At 37.3% G+C, this 16,934-nt stretch carries 16 protein-coding genes and 1 tRNA gene; 14 read left to right on the forward strand and 3 right to left on the reverse strand.

The window, feature by feature from the left end:
- Positions 1-60: 60 nt before the first annotated feature.
- Positions 61-975 (reverse strand): permease, encoded by a 915-nt coding sequence (locus tag GAB14E_RS15860; RefSeq protein ID WP_033081498.1) that lies wholly within the window; start codon positions 973-975, stop codon positions 61-63.
- Between the two features lie 123 nt (positions 976-1,098).
- On the opposite strand from GAB14E_RS15860, the gene GAB14E_RS15855 reads away from it, so the two are divergent.
- From GAB14E_RS15855 to GAB14E_RS15790, 14 genes are all read left to right on the forward strand, one after another.
- Entirely contained in the window at positions 1,099-1,389 is a 291-nt protein-coding gene (locus GAB14E_RS15855) for an ArsR/SmtB family transcription factor (RefSeq protein ID WP_033081499.1), read from the forward strand.
- A gap of 245 nt (positions 1,390-1,634) precedes the next feature.
- Positions 1,635-2,996: a GTPase HflX gene (gene hflX, locus GAB14E_RS15850; RefSeq protein WP_033081500.1), complete on the forward strand. Its 1,362-nt coding sequence runs from the start codon at positions 1,635-1,637 to the stop codon at positions 2,994-2,996.
- 280 nt (positions 2,997-3,276) lie between these two features.
- On the forward strand, positions 3,277-4,110 hold the full coding sequence (locus tag GAB14E_RS15845; RefSeq protein WP_033081501.1) for an AAA family ATPase: 834 nt from the start codon (positions 3,277-3,279) through the stop codon (positions 4,108-4,110).
- Between the two features lie 7 nt (positions 4,111-4,117).
- Positions 4,118-5,290: a vWA domain-containing protein gene (locus GAB14E_RS15840; RefSeq protein ID WP_033081502.1), complete on the forward strand. Its 1,173-nt coding sequence runs from the start codon at positions 4,118-4,120 to the stop codon at positions 5,288-5,290.
- 546 nt (positions 5,291-5,836) lie between these two features.
- Positions 5,837-6,097, forward strand: coding sequence for a DnaJ domain-containing protein (locus GAB14E_RS15835; RefSeq protein ID WP_033081503.1), 261 nt, complete (start codon positions 5,837-5,839; stop codon positions 6,095-6,097).
- Between the two features lie 98 nt (positions 6,098-6,195).
- Positions 6,196-6,657 (forward strand): hypothetical protein, encoded by a 462-nt coding sequence (locus GAB14E_RS15830; protein ID WP_033081504.1) that lies wholly within the window; start codon positions 6,196-6,198, stop codon positions 6,655-6,657.
- Positions 6,658-6,806: 149 nt separating this feature from the next.
- Positions 6,807-7,454, forward strand: a complete 648-nt coding sequence (locus GAB14E_RS15825; protein ID WP_033081505.1) for a hypothetical protein — start codon at positions 6,807-6,809, stop codon at positions 7,452-7,454.
- 68 nt (positions 7,455-7,522) lie between these two features.
- Positions 7,523-8,443, forward strand: a complete 921-nt coding sequence (locus tag GAB14E_RS15820) for a DUF6178 family protein (protein ID WP_033081506.1) — start codon at positions 7,523-7,525, stop codon at positions 8,441-8,443.
- Positions 8,444-8,754: 311 nt separating this feature from the next.
- Positions 8,755-8,845 (forward strand) — tRNA-Ser (locus GAB14E_RS15815).
- A gap of 112 nt (positions 8,846-8,957) precedes the next feature.
- Complete coding sequence (locus tag GAB14E_RS15810) at positions 8,958-10,424, forward strand: acyloxyacyl hydrolase (protein WP_033081507.1); 1,467 nt, start codon at positions 8,958-8,960, stop codon at positions 10,422-10,424.
- Positions 10,425-10,554: 130 nt separating this feature from the next.
- Positions 10,555-11,739 (forward strand): tetratricopeptide repeat protein, encoded by a 1,185-nt coding sequence (locus tag GAB14E_RS15805; RefSeq protein ID WP_033081508.1) that lies wholly within the window; start codon positions 10,555-10,557, stop codon positions 11,737-11,739.
- Positions 11,736-12,734, forward strand: coding sequence for a M20/M25/M40 family metallo-hydrolase (locus tag GAB14E_RS15800; protein ID WP_231562004.1), 999 nt, complete (start codon positions 11,736-11,738; stop codon positions 12,732-12,734). Before GAB14E_RS15805 ends, GAB14E_RS15800 begins: the two co-directional genes overlap by 4 nt.
- Before the next feature lie 217 nt (positions 12,735-12,951).
- Complete coding sequence (locus GAB14E_RS15795; RefSeq protein WP_033081509.1) at positions 12,952-13,425, forward strand: disulfide bond formation protein B; 474 nt, start codon at positions 12,952-12,954, stop codon at positions 13,423-13,425.
- Positions 13,415-14,056, forward strand: a complete 642-nt coding sequence (locus GAB14E_RS15790; protein ID WP_033081510.1) for a DsbA family protein — start codon at positions 13,415-13,417, stop codon at positions 14,054-14,056. The genes GAB14E_RS15795 and GAB14E_RS15790 overlap by 11 nt, the downstream gene beginning before the upstream one ends.
- A 104-nt stretch (positions 14,057-14,160) precedes the next feature.
- Here the strand turns inward: GAB14E_RS15790 and GAB14E_RS15785 are convergent, their stop codons facing one another.
- Both GAB14E_RS15785 and GAB14E_RS15780 read right to left on the reverse strand, forming a co-directional pair.
- Positions 14,161-15,036: a LysR family transcriptional regulator gene (locus GAB14E_RS15785; protein ID WP_033081511.1), complete on the reverse strand. Its 876-nt coding sequence runs from the start codon at positions 15,034-15,036 to the stop codon at positions 14,161-14,163.
- A 35-nt stretch (positions 15,037-15,071) separates the two neighbouring features.
- The gene (locus tag GAB14E_RS15780; protein ID WP_033081512.1) at positions 15,072-16,793 is read right to left on the reverse strand and encodes a Na+/H+ antiporter NhaC family protein; all 1,722 of its coding nucleotides are present in this window, start codon (positions 16,791-16,793) and stop codon (positions 15,072-15,074) included.
- Positions 16,794-16,934 lie beyond the last annotated feature (141 nt).

Here is a 16,934-nt window from a genome sequence, read left to right on the forward strand (position 1 = left end):
TTTAAAAAGTTTCTGACTATCAACATAAATCAGAAACTTTTTTGTGTGACGGTAAAATGTTTAGAAAATATATGAATATAAGTAACCTGCGCCTATCGCCATTGATAAAATTACGGTTAAAAATGCAATTATCATTTGGTTTTTGAATATAGATTTAAGCAATACAACCTCTGTTAAACTAGCGCCAGCACTGCCAATAATTAAGGCCATCACAGCGCCTAATCCCATACCTTTTGCAGCTAATGCCGCGCTTAATGGTATTACCGCTTCAGCTCGAATATATAGTGGAACTCCAATCACTGCTGCAATAGGAATCGCAAATGGATTGCTCTCACTCGCGACACTAGCAACGAACTCTGTTGGCATAAATCCATAAATCATAGAGCCTAATGCGATACCGCCTACTAAATAAGGTAATACTTTTTTAAAGTCTGACCAGGTAGTGCGCCAAATTCTCATCCATTTACTCACCGGCTTAGCATTTTTATCGCAGTTTTTTGCACAGCCTTTATTGTCAGGGGTAATGTAGGCTTCAGCTTTTATATATTTTTCAAAGCCTAACTTCTCTAATAAATAACCTGCTGCAATGGAAACACCCATGGCAATAGCAAAATAGAAGGCGGTAACTTTTAAACCAAAGGTAACGGCAAATAAGCCAATGATAATAGGGTTAAGCAATGGGCTAGCAAATAAGAAAACCATCATGGTACCAAAACCTGCTTTAGCTCTAAGTAAGCCTTTTAAAAATGGAATAGTTGAACAAGAGCAAAAGGGGGTAATGGCGCCAAGAAAACCAGCAATGATATAACCTTTGCCATTTTTACTACTTAATATACTTTGGATTTTATTGGGTGGAATGTATTCCTGAAGCACACCAACCATATAACTGATAACTAAAAAAAGTATCGTTAACTCTACTGCTAAAAAGGCAAACATGTTTAAGGTATCAAATACCATTTGTTGGCTAATATTCATTATATTACTCGATTGATTCTGTATTACTGGATTTGTCGAATTATAAAGATAAAAGTATCGGTGTCAATTTATTTCTAGTAATATCGAATTATAGGTATTATCAACCAATCTAGAGAGTCAGTTATGGACATAGAAGTTATTGCCAAAGCCCTAAAAGAATTAGGCCACCCAACTCGGTTAACCATATTTAAACGTTTAGTAAAGTCAGGAGAGCAGGGCATTGCAGTCGGTGTTGTTCAAGAAGAATTAAAGATACCGGGTTCAACATTATCGCACCACATCTCCAGCTTGGCTTCTGCTGGGCTGATTAAACAGCGTCGTGAAGGGCGAGTGCTGTATTGCGTTGTTGAATATGAAAAATTGCTATCGGTAATTGCATTTTTTCAAGATGAATGTTGCCTTGATGAACAATAGATTTTGTTGTTTATGGTGCGATTACCCGCTAAATGCACCTTCAAAATCAATTTGCTAACATGCCAATAATTCTGCTTTATTATCGGTGATTAAATTAATATCGGTATTTGTCTGTTATTGCGCTGTCAAGCTCAGCTATAACAGCGTAGGATCAACATACTTCAGATAATAATTAGCTTTGCACTTTTACCAATAGGGTTTAGGTGCACTAATACCAACTTAATCAAAATGGTATACATAAAAATATGCAACTAACTGCAAAACCATCACTTAATCACGCTTTACTTATTTCTATTTGCACACCGGACTTTAAAGGTGATGAGGCAACAGAATCACTGGCAGAGCTGGGGCGTTTAGTGACTACACTAGGCTTTAAAGTGGTTGGCACCCAGTCACAAAAACAGAGTTCGACTAAAAAAGTTAATGTACTCGGTTTAGGGAAATTGGCTGAAATAGCGCACCTCACCGGTAATAAAGGTGAAGTTAGTGTAGACGATGGTGAGGACATATTTGAAGAAACAGCTGAAGAACTCATGGATGAAACAGCATTTGCTGAGATTCCGTCAGACAACTTACCGTTTGCTTGTGCTGATGTGGTGGTATTTGATTGTGATTTAAGCCCATCACAACTACGTAATGTCGAGAATCAGTTAGGTGTAGAAGTGTTTGACCGCACCGGCATTATTATTGAAATATTTAGTCGCCATGCTCGTACCAAAACAGCGAAATTACAAGTTGAAATTGCGCGTCTTAATTATGTAGCGCCGCGACTTCGTGAATCATCATGTGGTGATAAAGAACGTCAAATGGGTAAAGGTGCTGGCGAAACTACCCTTGAGCTAAATCGCCGTGCTGTTCGCGACCAATTAGCAGAGCTTAAACGCGAATTGGTCAGTGTTCAAAATGAAATGAAAGGCCGACGTAGCCAACGTTCTGAGCTTTTTTGTGTCGCTTTGGTTGGTTATACCAATGCGGGCAAGTCATCATTAATGCGCTCGATTACCGGTAGTGATGTTGAAGGTGAAAACAAACTTTTTGCCACCCTTGATACCACGGTACGCGCCTTGTTTCCAATCACTCAGCCTAGAATACTAGTGTCTGATACTGTAGGTTTTATTAAAAAATTACCGCACGATTTAGTCGCCTCATTCCATTCCACTTTAGCTGAAGCACATGATGCATCATTATTGTTATATGTAGTGGATGCTTCCGATCCTTCTTTTCGTGCACAACTTGATGTGGTGCATGGCGTACTGGAAGAAGTTGGTGTTGAGAATAGCAAAAAACTATTGATACTGAATAAATCAGATCTACTGAGTGCTGAACAACAACAAGCCCTGATGGAAGAATTTCCAGAGGCAATGATGACATCTGCTCGGAATAAGGCTGACGTCAGTAAATTACATAAATATATCGTTAGTATTGCGCAAGACGAGATGATCGAAGAAGAGATTATTGTCCCTTACACGGCTAACGGCATCATAGGTGAAATTCGCTCAAAAATGAGTGTCACCAAGGAAGAGTATGAAAGTGAGCATATCAAGCTTACTGTTCGCTCAAATGCGATTGACTTAGCAAGATTGAAAAAGCGGATGTCGAGCTTATAAAGGGGCGATTGTTTATCTAGTTAAGTTTGTTAATTTTGTTCTTAATAATCTAACTCATTGTTTTTATCTAAATACCAAGCACTCATTATCCACAGTTCAGCTTAGTTAATTAAACTGGTATGATGTGTTGTTTTTAAAGCCATACTAAATTGCCTGTTAAACTTTCAATGACCTTTCGATGAACTTATTCCAAAACATTAAATCTTGGGATAAGTTGCAGTCAAATAGGTACTAACCGGTTATTTACAGGCTCTTCATGGATTATTTATAGGTAAATCATATGTTTAATAGTACCGAAAATTATATCGCATCAGACGATCTACGTTTAGCCGTAAACGCTGCAATCACCTTAGAAAAACCTTTATTGATTAAAGGTGAGCCCGGCACAGGTAAAACACAATTAGCTGAAGAGTTGGCTAAATCCCTTAATTGCAAACTGTTTCAATGGCACATTAAATCGACCACCAAAGCGCAGCAAGGTTTATACGAATACGATGCGGTATCACGTTTACGTGACAGTCAGTTAGGTGATGAGAAGGTAAACGATATAGGTAACTATATTGTTAAAGGTAAGTTATGGCAGGCGTTTGAAGAAGAACAAAGACCTATATTGCTTATCGATGAAATTGATAAAGCGGATATTGAATTTCCCAATGATTTATTACAAGAACTCGATAAAATGGAGTTTTTTGTCTATGAAACCCAACAGGTTATTAAAGCAAAACAAAGACCGATCATCATTATCACCTCAAACAATGAAAAAGAATTACCCGATGCCTTTTTAAGACGCTGCTTTTTCCATTACATCAAATTCCCAACAAAAGCTGAAATGCAGCAAATTATCGATGTGCATCATCCTCATGTTAAGCAAGATCTGTTAAAACAAACCTTAGAAGTTTTTTTTGAATTAAGAGAATTAAAAGGCATTAAGAAAAAACCTTCTACTTCTGAATTAATCGATTGGCTAAAACTGCTCATGGCTGACGATATTTCGCAAGAAGTCTTGATGGATAATAAATCTGATATTATTCCGTTATTTGGCGCCTTGTTAAAAAATGAACAAGACGTTTCGTTAATAGATCGTCTCGCCTTTATGAGCAGAAGAAACAGGTAATATAGCCGTGTTTATTGATTTTTTTCTCGCACTACAAAAGCACAAAGTTCCCTGTAGTTTACGTGAACTGTTAGATTTAATCGCAGTATTAAAAAAGGGAGTTGTTTTTGCTGATGTAGATGAGTTTTATAATCTCGCCAAAATTGTCATGGTTAAAGATGAAATACATTATGATAAGTATGATCGTGCCTTTGCTGAATATTTTAAAGGTATTGAGCAAATAGATGTATTTGACAAGCTTTTACCAGAAGATTGGTTAAGAAAAGAATTTGAAAAGCAGCTCAGCATTGAAGAAAAAGAAAAGCTTAAATCTTTAGGTGGCCTTGACGAATTAATGAAGGCGTTAAAAGAGCGACTTGAAGAACAGAAAAAACGTCACGCTGGCGGCAGTAAATGGGTTGGTACCGGCGGCACATCGCCATTTGGCGCTTATGGTTACAACCCCGAAGGTATTAGAGTAGGGCAGGATAAAAACCGTAACAATAGCGCAGTAAAAGTTTGGGATAAACGAGAGTTTAAAAACTTCGACCAAGACCAAGATCTGGGCTCTAGAAATATTAAATTAGCACTTAAGAAATTACGTAAATTTGCGCGTACTGGTGCTAGTGAAAAACTTGATATTAATACCACGATAAGCGCAACGGCGAAAAATGGCGGAATGCTCGATGTACATATGGAGCCAGAACGCCATAACGCGGTAAAAGTATTGATGTTCTTTGATATTGGTGGCTCTATGGATGAATACATTCATACCTGCGAAGAGTTGTTTTCAGCTGCGCACAGTGAATTTAAACATTTAGAATTCTTTTATTTTCATAACTGCGTTTACGAAAAGGTTTGGCGAGACAACCAAAGACGTCGCACCGAAACCATCGATATAGAAGAAATCATCAGAACTTTTGGCGCAGATTATAAAGTGATTTTTGTCGGTGATGCCACTATGGGACCCTATGAAATCACATACCCTGGCGGTAGTGTTGAACACTGGAATGAAAAACCAGGAGCTGACTATATGACTAGATTAACCAATCACTTTAGTAAAATAGCTTGGTTAAACCCACAGCCTGAAACCCAATGGTCTTATTATCACTCTATAGGGCTGATCAATGAATTGATTGACAGTAAAATGTTTCCATTAACCGTCGATGGTATAGGGCGAGCAATAAAAGAAGTAAGTTAAATAACCTGGACTCTGGATAAGTAGCATTTGCTCAACATTCCCCTTATCCAATTCTCAGCGTTAAAACGTTTATAAATAACCCGTTATTTATAAACGTTTTACCTTGATAATCGAATAAATTGAAACATTGATAGCGTAATCGCTATTTATTCCGGTAAGTTTTATCTAAACATCAAGTACTCATTATCCAGAGTTCAGGGTAAATAACATTACAGTCCCAATCAAAGGGATTGAATACTTGTTTGTAATTTGATTAACAATATAGAGTAGGGCTAAGAGTTTGCCCCGTTTTATATATTTTCCTAATTGAAATAATGTTAGCAAGAAGGTATTGATTAGATTAAAATACTGTTAACGTTTACCCGCTAAGTTTACTTTCTGTTAATTGACTTATCTTCACCATTAAAAATGGTTACAATTATTTATTTAACAGCTGACATCAAGCTCTTTAATGAGCATTGTTGATGAAGCTCTGCAGTATCTAAAGGGCAAACTTCTAAATTTCAATATGTTGTTAACACTTCAACAAGAGGTAATAGTAAAACTATGGATTATTTTGAACAGTTAGGTTTAAGCCGAAATGCAACGACCATAGAAATTAAAAAAGCCTACCGTAAACTCGCTAATAAATATCACCCCGATAAAAATAGTGGTAGTGAAGTTGAAGAAAAATTTCAATTAATTAAGACGGCTTACGATGCCATTTCAGATCCTAAAAAGCGTGCTTTGTATTTGAAAAGTAACTATACAGTGATCACTGATCCTCGAGAAGTAGCTGATTCTTTTTGGCACCAAGCATTGGGCTAAGTAATGAGTGATACCAAAACTTAGGTGTCACTTAATATTTTAATATCGAAATAAGACAAAAACACTGAATTCGAAAACACGCTATTAGGGAAATATTCTTGCAAATTGATAAAAAAATACCCGATTACTTAACCGATGACTTTTCTATGTATTTAGAGAATATGACCTCGTTAGCTGATCCCGAAAATCCTGACTTACTATCAACGTATTTAGATAATTTATTTGCCCCGTTAAATGCTACCCCGTTGTTATTTGCGGGCATGGTTGACCAATTAGCCATGGCAATAACCACAAAAATTAGAATAGATAGTAAAAATTTAGCCTTGCTCGACTTGAGCATCGAACCTACTTGGGCTGAAGTCAAAACATTTGTTGGCGTTCATGCGGATGCCAGAGCTTGCATAACTGAATTGATGAACCATGGGGAGCAGGATTTAAAAACGGCTGTTTTACTCATTCATTTCTATAATGGTTATGATGCAACCCCATTAAAAGCCGAAGTTGATGACTTTGAACAAGTCGATGATTATGCTTCAGAAGACTACGATGAGAATTACTAGTCTATAAACGTTAGTTTATAAGTATCACCTTTGAACAATAACTTTTTAAAGTACGCTTGCTTGTAAACCAGGCTTGAACGATTTAGATGCCCTAATGGATTAAATTAGTTCATCTAATGAACAGTATAAATACCTTTTAAGGAATAACCGTGACAACAAATGCATTAATTTTGGCAACCGACATTATCGAAATAGCACAACAAAGTGGTAGACGCGCAGGTACTTCTCTAGAGGCTATTGCTTCTGAGCAAGGTGATGAAGCAATGTTGGCTGTGTTAACCGAGATGGATATATTAACCGTTGCTAAAATTGTTAGAGAACATGATGCCACTATTCCTTCTATCGCTACCTGGTTAATGGATGCAGAGTCTATTAAGCAGTTATTAAATGTTGAACCGTCTTACTGGCAGAATATAGATGAAGACCATGTGTTTTGTGCACAAACAGAAGCACACAGTTTATTGTCACAAATTTTTCTTTCCTCTGATGATGAAGAAAAGCAACTCGAAGTATTAAAAGCTATTGTTGAAGATGACTTTGGCCTATTGTATTTATCGCTACCATTTGTTGGTCATGATTTTTCTGAAATGGAAGAAGACGAAGAGCAAACATCTGGCAGTATTGAAGAGCTGTTAATGAAAATTAAAACACTCGATGAAGAGGCCTACCGTGAAGTCATGGTGGTTAGTACTAATGGAAGCCTAGAAAATGTTGAAAAAGCATTAAAAGATAATGCCAATAAGCAAAGAGTTACTTCGGTCGAGATTGATACCGATGACATGTTTGCGCCACTTTAACGTTTCAAAGAAAATAATACAGCTTTATCAATAGTTTATTGATTGTTTTATATAGATAGGATTCATTAATGAAAATTGCAGAGTTAAGAAACCATCCGTTTCTACTTTTGGCATTAAAGGATGGAGAAAACGAAGGTTATTTTTCTCCCGAGTTAGTCCATAAAATCAAACACCAATTAGTCGATATGTCTTTGCGAATAGCTTCTGATAATTTATCGATAATTTATGCGGATCAAATTAGAAAGGGCTGTGAAATTGTTCTAGGCATTACCAACTTAGGTTTATTAGAGTTGTGTGATAACGATGCTGATAAAGCAAAAGAGCTGATTAAAACCCAAGGTATTGTTTATTGTTTTCGAGCCGGTTGGGCTAAATATGCACAACTGAAAAAAGTATCTGCCTCGTACTTTGAAGGTGTTTCGATCAGCAGCTATGCGCTTGGGATTAATGATACCTCTGATATCAGAGTAATGCATGCTAGTTTATTGAAGGAAAGCTACCAAAGTGCCAAGTTATTAGATGTTTATAAAAGTGTAGCAGCAAGTTATTGCGCTAACACATTACTGATTGAAGATGATGAAGATATATTAATGTTTGAATTGCAAAGGTTTCTTAATAGCGCCATTGCATTATTACTTATAGATTCGGATAAGAAGATGTTTACCAGCTCTTTATACCAAGAATTTAATACTTACCTTATTAGCACAAGCAAAGAGGTACTACTTGATAAGTTGGCCGCTTGTATTAAAAAGCTTACTGAGCAACTGTCGATACCGACTAGAAGTTATCTACAAGAAATAAAGTTATTAGATTTTACTGAATTTAAAAGCATCATTAATCAACAATCTGATACCGCTACTCTTATTCAAGAAATCTTAGAAATTCCTATTACCCTAGCTGCCGAATTACATGGTGACTTTGAAGGAGGTTATGATTTTCATGCCGACGATGAAGATGATATCGCTTATTTAAGACCTGACGAGCAGTAAAATTTAACCAATGAGTTGCATTAGTAAATTAGAGTAGTGAAGCTTTACAAAAGGGTATTGGGTTAATACCCTTACCGAAGCTTGGTAATTTATAACTTGAGCAAACTTTAGTTGGCGTAAATAATGGCTAGGGAATAATAAAAAGCATAAGTTGATGCTTTTTAATACAATCAGCAACAGTTGCTGCTTTATAAATATACATGTATGAGTTTATTTAACAATTTTTTCATTTAACGCTTTACAAGTAGAGCCGCAATACTTAAAATGCGCGCACTTTAGAGGAATAGTAAAACGTTTCTTAAAAGTAACTTGGTGAGATGGCTGAGTGGTCGAAAGCACCGGTCTTGAAAACCGGCAAGGGTTTGTAGCCCTTCTAGAGTTCAAATCTCTATCTCACCGCCACATTTAGAAAAAGCCGCTAACTGAAAAGTTAGCGGCTTTTTTGCTATAAAAAAATAGTATTTATCACTGCTTATAAAGTGATTGAGTATTGTAAATAATTAAGGAACCGCGTGTGACCATTACGGATAGAAATTCAAATAAAGCAAAATCATACACTATTAAGCGTATTGCTTTAGCCGTATCACTGGCCAGCGCGGCTTTATTCTCGAGTCAAGCTTTAGCGCAAGCTGAAGTATCCGATGATGAAAAACCTCAAGCTTCTGAAATAGTCAAAAACACTGAAAGTGATATTAAACTCAACCCTGATATTACCGTTGAAAACCTTGATGAAATTTATCGAGAAATGGCAACCAATACGATTTGGGAAAATACACCACAGCCCGCTGACTTTTATAATTCCCCTTTTCAAGTGTCAATATTTTCCGATGCAAATGGTGAAGACAGCGATAGGCTTTGGTCACAAACCAACTCAATTTTCGCTTATGGTTTTGGTGTTATCGGTTTAATCGCATTATTACCCGAAGACATATCTAATTGGGATAAAGAAGAAGGTATTTTCAGTAAGTGGTCTGACAATGTAAAAGGCGGCCCTGTCTGGGACAGAGACACAGGCATGTTAAACCTGATAGGACATCCATATTTTGGTGGTGTGTATTATCAAGTCGCGCGTAAATCAGGTTACCGTCAATGGGATGCCTTTATGTACGCGACTATTATGTCGACCTTCTATTGGGAATACGGTATTGAGGCTTTTGCTGAAGTTCCATCTATTCAAGATTTAGTTATTACCCCTGTGCTTGGTTGGGCATATGGTGAATGGGCATATAATACTGAAATGGATATCAGAGAAGAGGGCGGAGCAGTGTGGGGCTCAGACATGTTAGGAAGCACAGCCTTATTTTTCCTAGACCCCGTTGATAGTATGAGTGTTGGTATTAATAACCTTTTTGGTAAAGAAATTATAAAAGCGGGCACAGGTTTTGTCAGCTTTAACGAGATCCCTTACGGTGATACAGGCCAAACAGATACGCAAATAAACTTTAATGTTTCTTTGCAACTGGGTGACGGAGGAAGTTATTCTCAAAAGTCGTATAAAAGGTCATCACATAAAAGAGATCCTATTGATACGGGTATCATTGGCGTTAGTTATGGTGTTGGCAATGTCACATTGGATGATTTATGGGGTGTTGACGGTGGCACTACCACTGAATACAGTTTAGGTTTATATTTTACTCGTCAATTCTCAAGCAGATTAACCTATTCTAAAGGTAAATTAACGAATAACGTCAGTGCTGCGGACGATAATTATGAAAATTATAGCTTAGATAGCCAGTTCTACTTTAATGCCGAAAATGATATCAGACCCTACTTAACCGCTGGTTTTGGTGAAACTTTATGGAGAAGAGAAATTGACACTAAAAGGTTCCAAGTAAATGCTGGTGTTGGTGCCCATTACAAAATTAATAACAACTTTGCTTTGCAGTTAGATTGGCGCTTTTATCACAGCACTAATGCCAATACCTCTGATCATAATACCAGTTTACGTCTAATATATTTACTTGGTAATGGTGAGCGATAGCCGCTGAAAACCGGAGCGGATTACTATGTAAATTGTAATCAAATATGAATAGTTGGTTGCTCAAGTAGCAACTTTATACCATTTGTAATAGGCTGAATACATTCCTGACATTATGTGTAGTGGAGTGTTTATGAAAAGCTCATGTTATGGTTTATTCTTATGTTTACCGCTGTTGCTTGCTTGTCAAAGCAATGAAATACCCCAAGCTAATCAATACACTTCGCCAGTAAATTTATATTTAGATAGTCAGTTTCAATCCAATACCCCTATCATCATTGAAACAGAGCAAGAAGTGTTTCAACTCGATGATGAAATGCGCGCCATGGTGCAAACTAAACTAGTTAATAATTTTCCAGCCAACCAAAAGGCCCGTATCTTACTTAAGCATTTATTTAATGAAGAAAATATAGCATTAAGTTATGCCGGTAATGCTAACGTTACCGCCAGTCAGGCCTATCACAGCAAAGTAGCAAATTGCATGTCGCTCACTATTTTAGCCTATGCATTGGCCGATGAAGCAGGCATGAATATCAGCTTTCAACAGGTCGAAGTACCAGAATACTGGGTACGTAATGGACAGTACAGCTTGGTAACTGGACACGTTAACTTATTGGTAAAAGCAAGTGAAAATGTGACTCATCGAACCGTTTGGGGAGAAAGTGCCACACGAATAGACTTTGACCCCTTTGTTGCTAAAAAGCACTTCCCCTCTCATAAGATCGAAAAACACACTTTATTAGCCATGTTTTATAATAATAAAGGTGCGGAGGCAATGGTAAATGATAGCTATGTGCTGGCTTATCAATATCTCAAACAAGCGACATTAACAGATAATCAATTTTCTTCAAGTTGGGGCAACTTAGGTATTTTATATAAACTCACCGGTGAATATGGTATGGCCGAAAGTGCTTATCGTCATGCTTTTCGTTTAGATAGTAATAATTTGACTTCATTGGGTAATCTCGCTTTACTACTCAACAAACAAGGACGTTTTGATGAAGCTGAGCCAATAGAGGAGTTAATCCATAAGGCTAGGGTGAAAAACCCTTATTACCATGCATTATTGGCTAGTGAAGCTTATTTTAACAAGTCATATACACAAGCATTAATACATTTCAAAAAAGCCATTCAGCTTAATGATGAGCAACATGAATTTTATTTTGGCCTAGCTAAAACATATTACATGCAAAATGAACTGAATTTAGCGAAAAGAGCTATGACAAAAGCGATTGCTTTAACCAAAGCAAAAGATACACAAAGACAATATATTGCTAAACTTAATTTTCTTAAATTCGAACAGACAGCAAATAATTGAGCCCTCTAGTTGGTAACGCGATACTTATATTGACAAGCTGCCTTTACCTCTCATCGGCGTGGGGCGCAGATACCGCCTATGCTACGGTATTTAATGATGAAGCTAATCAATCGGTACTCGAACATTTAAAAACTTTATCTTCAGATGAATTTTCAGGTCGAAAATTTTCGAGTAAGACTATTATTCATAGTCAATCTTATTTGGTAGCTACCCTTGAAGAACTGGGGGTCTCTGCTTTTAAAAACAATTACCGTCATAGCTTCCAACAATCTGGATTGTTTCAAAATAAACAGGGCACTAATATTATTGGCTATGTGCCAGGTACTCTATATCGGGATCGATATATTGTGCTTAGTGCCCATTACGATCACTTAGGTATCAAACGAAATAAAATTTATAATGGTGCCGATGACAATGCTTCGGGTACTGCAGCATTGTTGCATTACGCAAAATTGCTAAAACAGGCGCCGTTAAAACACAGTATTATTTTATTATTTACCGATGGTGAGGAAGTTAATTTATTAGGCGCTAAAGCTTTTATTAATGATCAAGAAAGTTTACTGACTAATTTCAAGCTCAATATAAACCTAGATATGATAGCGGGTAGTAAACGCACTAAGAGGTTACGCTTCATTAGCAAGAATATGGATAAAATCTTACCTAGTCATAACTTGGCTCAATTTATTAATTTTCAGAGTTACTTGAAAGAAAATTCTAACGTAAATTTGACCGCTGGTTTTAAACGCTCTAGGGGGGTGGGGTCAAGTATAAATAGAACTAATTGGCTTATGGCGAGCGATCATGGCGTGTTTAATAAAGCGGGCATACCATTTATATATTTTGGCGTTGGTGTGCATAAAAACTATCACAGTGAGCGTGATGATTACGCCAACATAAACCATGATTTCTATTTATCTGCAGTAGATGTGATTTTTCAACAACTAAGCTTTTTGGATGGTGTTATTTCTGATAATACCTCACAATATTCCCATTAATATAATCCTTTGATAGCCCCTACGGATAAACGGCATTGCTATTAGCTTTAATAGTAACTTGATAGCGATTAACATTTAGATTTACCCTCTCCTAAATCAAATTAAATGCTAATAATCAACAAACTGGAATGAAACCTACAGATAACTGTTAATAAAATTGTTATTATTGCGCGGTGATAATAATTAGTTTATCTCTATATTGGAATAATAAAGGCGCATGATAAATATAAAAGCAGTAACAGTTGCGAGTAGTCAAAGCTGGAATTTACTTTTTCTGGCCTGGATATTGGCTACAAGTGGTACGTTAATCAGCTTGTTTTTCAGCGAGATTGTACAGTTACCCGTATGTGTATTGTGTTGGTATCAACGTATAGCGTTATACCCTTTAGTGATTATGATGCCTTTCGCATTATTTCCCTTGGACATTAATGTTATACGTTATGCGCAGCCGTTAGTTATCTTTGGTTGGTTTGTAGCACTATTTCATGTGTTAGTTGTTGCTAAAATAATTCCAGAAGCGGCGCAACCTTGTGTGCTTGGAATACCTTGCTCAGAAACACACTTTAATTTGCTCGGTTTTATCAATATTCCGGTAATGTCTTTATTAACATTTAGCCTTATTGGCCTTTTACTTTTTATCTCTAAAAAACAATTTACTCGGACACTTATTAGGAATAACCATGAACAATAAAACTCTTTTTATTAGCGTTGCGGCGTTTATCGGCATTATATTTATTGCTGCGGTTTCCATGTATAAAAGCCAACAGTCATCAACCATAGCTAATGGCCTATTACCAGCCTTGGAGCGTATTGGTGCGCCAGAAAAAGGCGGTAAACAAGCCAAGGTAACTATAGTTGAATTTTTCGATCCCGCTTGTGGTACTTGTAGCCAGTTTTACCCATTACTTAATAACTTAGTTAAAAAGTATCAAGGTAAAGTAAAAGTTGTTATGCGTTATGCGCCATTACACCAAGGCTCTGAAGATGTGGTTAAAATGCTTGAAGCTGCCCATTTACAAGGTAAGTTTTGGCCAGCGGTGGAGGTTTTGTTTGCTAATCAAGCACGTTGGGTTGAACATCACGTATCTAATCCGACAAGTGCTTTAGCGGGTATTAAAACGCTAACCCTTGACCATGAAAAACTTGATAGAGATTGGCACAGCGAAAAAGTAGCAAAAATAATCGCACAAGATATCCAAGACGGACAAACCTTAAAAGTACGAGCGACGCCACAATTTTTTGTTAATGGTAAACCTTTGCTAGTTTTTGGTTATGACCAGCTGGTTAATTTAGTTGAAGAGGCCGTCGAAGAAGCCTATTAGGTTAAGTTTATTTGTTCAAATGCATAAATCCTCTCGTTTATTAATTTATAACAACGAGAGGCTATTAATAGATACACGCTCAGTATCGGTCTAAAATTTACAGCCTAGAACTCAGCGGTTAAAAAGGGTAGGAATTCTTCTGATACTTTAGACAGACTTTTATTTTCAAGATACAAAGCGTTGACCGAAAAGGTCAGCGGCGGGTTGAAAGAAGCGATGGCGGTATTATCTGATAAGTTACCTTCAGCGGTAAAGCGGTCTACCACGCAAATCCCAGTACCTTGAGCAACAAGTCTAGCGGCAATAAAATAGGTTTGTACTTTTATTAACGCTTCTAGCGTGATGTTCTCTTGCCTCATTCTTTTCCATAACAAATCGGCTAATGGACCGCTATCACTTATATCGATATATTCAAACTCTTTGAGTTGGCTCAAGGTTAACTCTTTAGGGCAATCAGGAAAGCTTTCTTTGGGATAAACAATGACCATTTCTGATTGTGCCAACTCAATAGAGGTTACGCCAGGCATAATATTTGGCGCAAATAATATGGCTAAGTCGCATTTATGCTCTAACAATGTTTGCATTACCGCATCGTTATGCACAGTTTGTACATTAAAGTTAACTTGATGATGTATTTGGTGGTATTTAGCAATAGCGCTTGGAATAACATCAAAACCTAACGCGGGACTACCGGCGATGCTGATTTGGCCGTACTCTGATTTTTTTATATTCTCTGCAGTATTTTTTATCGAACGCATCTGTTGATATATTTTATCAACCTCATCAAAAAGCATTTCAGCTTCATCGGTAGGTATCAAACGACCTTTAACTCGTTTAAACAAGTCAAAACCAAGTTGCATCTCTGCATGAGACAATACCTTACTGACTGATGGCTGTGAAACATGCAAAATTTTTGCAGCATTAGTTATTGAGCCCGTGGTGTAAATGGCGTGAAAAATCTCAATATGTCTTAAGCGCATTTTTATCTCCTAAGTGAGTTGCATAATCTTAAATTCTAAGCAAAAAAGTAAACCGTTAATGTCCATAAACATGCAGCGATAGCTGCTGCAAATGTTGCCGGAACTAATTGAGATTTAACATGATCCATTAAATCACAACCTGTGGTCATGGCGCTAAGTATCGTGGTATCAGATATAGGTGAACATTGGTCACCAAAGACGCTACCGTTAAGTACGGTAGCAAAACATACCATCATAAATAATTCTGGATTAACAAGGCCTTGAGATTGACAAACAGCCCACGCCAAAGGCATAGCTAATGGAAAGGCGATTGCATAAGTGCCCCAACTAGTACCGGTAGAAAAGGCGATCACCATAGTAATTAACTGTAATATTAGCGGTAACAGCCAAAAGGGTAGCTGCTCACCAAGTAATGACACTAAGTACAAACCGCCACCTATTTCTTTGCTGATACTACCAATGATTACCGCTAACATTAATATCACCGAAGCGAGTACCACACCTTTCAAGCCATTACCAAAGCCGTCAACAACGTTAGTCAAGGACATGCCTTTTATTAGTGCAATGACAGCGGAGAGTATTAATGCTGCGCCAAATGCCCAGTTGATTTTAGGTGAGCCTAAATAGATAAAGGTAATAACGGCAATGAAAATCAAGGTGAATAAGGGCAGGATAAACTCTAATACGTGGGGATTATATCCCGAAGGAACATCACAGCTTTGTAGTTCCTTAGCACTTAATGGTCTTGCGCCTTTCGCGTCTAATTGACCTGTTGATATGGCTCTTTGACGCGCATCACGAATTCTTTTACCTGAAAATCGAGTGATGTTTAAACATAATAATAAGGTGCCTGTTACGGCAATAATGCCATAAAAACTAAAAGGGATACTGCTAAAAAAGAAGCTTAGTCGATCTGCTTCGGTAGCCAAAAAGGATACACCAGGTACAAATATTAATGCTTGTACATACGCTGGCCAGGCATTAAAAGCTATGACTAAGGCGATTGGTGAGGCTGTTGAGTCGACTATATAACTCATTTCTTCGTGGCTTACGTTAGCCTTATCGGCGAGGGGCCTAACGGTGGTGCCCACTAAAACAGTACTCATAGTGCCACCTTGAAAGAACAATATTCCTAACAGCCATGAAATAGTTTTTGCTGAGCGCGGACCTTTAACATAGTGCTCCGTCATATAGGTGGCAAAGGCTTGGGCAGCACCGGTTTTAGACCAAACACCTAACAAACCACCTAATAACCACAGATAAAGCAGCAACAGGCCGGCAGTACCTTCTTTAGCAAGGTTAGGAATGATAACAGCATCGGTTAAATTATATTGCCCTAGCATAATTGATCCAACAACTATGCCAGCTAAAAGTGAGGTAAGTGGCTCTCGGGTAAGTAAACATAAAGCGATAGTAATAAAAGCTGGTAATAAGGACCAAAGACCAAAGTGAAAGGCAGGTTTTAGTAGTTTTAATTGCTGGTCGCTATTTTCGATCCATTGCTGAGATAACTGTGGGTCATTGCTCGAATTATTTAAATTTTCTTGTCTCAGTGATGATTGTTGGTAGGGCACCACATCCGTAATAACAACCTCTTTACCTTTATATTTATACGCGGCGATACCAGAGTCTGTTTGGTAGGTATCAAAAGTATAAGATTGCTCTAGCCAGGTTTTTTTAACCGAACTATCGACATAAATAGCAAAAAACAACCCTAAGCTAATAACAACCAACGCTAGGAAATTATTTTTGCTCATTAATAGCTCCCTTTTTAGTCAAGCATAGCTTTAAGGTTCTTTTTGTAAAGTTCTGTCGGTGTTTAATCATTAGCAATGCCCTTGGCAGACTCGGTGAAAATAATAAAAGTAAAATAGAAACCAAGAGTCGACAATATTTTA

The organism is Colwellia psychrerythraea, from assembly GCF_000764185.1.
Classification (GTDB): domain Bacteria; phylum Pseudomonadota; class Gammaproteobacteria; order Enterobacterales; family Alteromonadaceae; genus Colwellia; species Colwellia psychrerythraea_B.